At 74.5% G+C, this 1,903-nt stretch carries 1 protein-coding gene; it reads left to right on the top strand.

Going from position 1 to position 1,903, the window contains the following annotated elements:
• Nucleotides 1-357 precede the first annotated feature (357 nt).
• Nucleotides 358-1,903, top strand: a 1,546-nt coding sequence (locus H5J30_RS30245) for a sulfatase family protein (RefSeq protein ID WP_258563607.1), incomplete at its 3' end; no start/stop codon positions are given.

The following is a 1,903-nucleotide window of genomic DNA, read 5'->3' on the forward strand; positions in this document are numbered from 1 at the left end:
GCGGCTGCCCGCGGGCGCGTACCGGTGGGAGGAGTTCATCCTCGACGGCGGGTCCGAAGGCCGGACGGTCGAGCTGGGGCTGACCGGCACCGGGGGCAACAGGTGGACGCTCGTGGCGCTGGTGGTGCACTGAGCCCCGGTCGCGCACCGGCTGCGGGCCGCTCCCGCCCCGGCGGCGCCGGGACCTGGTCAACGCGGTGTCCCGGCACCTCACTTGCCCGAATGGCGCGAAGAAGTCCCCTCCCGCGCACCTTCATAAACCTGTAATACGCTCTTATTTGACGCAGGGGCCGCCGAAGTCCGAGGATCGGCGCACCTGCCGGTCTCCCGACGTGCCGGCGACGAAGGGAGCCCGTCTTGGCCAGCCGCCGCGACGTCCTCGCAGGATCGGCACTCACGCTCGGTGCGACCGGGTTATCCGTCTCGGTCGGCGGGCCCCACATGCACAGGGCGAGCGCCCGGCCCGCCAAGCCCCCGGGCCGCGGCCCGAACGTCATCATGGTCCTGCTGGACGACCTGGGCTACGGCGACCTCGGCTGCTACGGCCATCCGCTGATCCACACCCCGCGGCTGGACCGGCTCGCCCGCCAGGGCACCCGCTTCACCCAGGGCTACTGCGCCGCCCCGGTGTGCAGCCCGTCGCGCGCCGCGCTGCTCACCGGCCGCGTACCGCCGCGCACCGGCATCCCGGACGTGCTGAGCCGCGACGACCCGCACGGCCTGGGCACGGCGGAGCGCACCCTCCCCGAGTACCTGCGCACCGCGGGCTACGTCACCGCGGCGATCGGCAAGTGGCACCTCGGCCGCCTCGACGCCCACCACCCGGCGCGGCACGGCTTCGACTCCTTCTTCGGCGTCGACGCGATGTACACGGCGGACACGTACCCCACCGAGGTGTGGCGGGACGAGGAACCCGTGGAGGTCCTCAACAGCGACGCCGACCTGGCGACGCTCACCCGGCGGTTCACCGACGAGGCGATCGACGTCGTCGACCGCGCCGACGGCCGGCCGTTCTTCATCTACCTCGCCGAGACCATGCCCCACCTCCCGCTCGCCGTCGAGCCGGAGTTCGACGGCGTCTCCCGCGGCGGCCTGTACGGCGACGCCATCGAATCCGTCGACCACCACCTCGGCCGCCTCTTCGACGCGATAGCCGACCGCGGCCTGGACCGCGAGACCCTCATCGTCGTCGCCGGGGACAACGGGCCCTGGTTCGAGGGCTCGTCGGGCGGGCTGCGGTCCCGGAAGTTCGAGGTCTTCGAGGGCGGGGTGCGGGTGCCGTTCATCGCCCGCTGGACGGGCACCGTGCCGCGCGGCCGGGAGTCGGACGACGTGGTCTCCTTCCTCGACCTGCTGCCGACGGTGTGCTCGCTGGCCGGCGTCGAGCCGGAGCCGGGCGTGGCGCTGGACGGCACCGACCTCACCGCGGCGCTGCGCGGCGCCCGGCTGCGCGAGCGCGCCCCGGTGCCGTTCTTCCTCAGCGCGCGGGCGGCGGCCGTACGCGACGGGCGGTGGAAGCTGCACGTCCGGCGGCGCGGCTCGGACCAGAGATACCTGCCGGAGCTGTACGACCTGGACGCGGACCCGCGGGAGTCGGTGAACCTGACGGCGCGGCAGCCCGACGTGACCGCGCGGCTCCGGGAGTTCCTGACGGCGCTGGAGGAGGACATCGCCCGCGAGCAGCGCCCGGCGGTGGAACTCACCGCCGACCTGCCGCTGTTCGCGGCCCGCCCCCACACGGTACGGGTCCGGCTGACCCGCGCGCTGCGCCCCGGCGGCGAGCCCGTCGCCGAGGTCGCGGTGTCGCTGGCGGCGCCCGAGGGGTGGGCCACGACGACCGTGCGGCAGGTCGTGGACCTCGACACCGACCCCGTACTCGACGTCGAGGTCACCCCGCCCGCCG

The organism is Streptomyces phytophilus, assembly GCF_013870535.1.
Taxonomy (GTDB): Bacteria; Actinomycetota; Actinomycetes; order Streptomycetales; family Streptomycetaceae; genus Streptomyces; species Streptomyces phytophilus.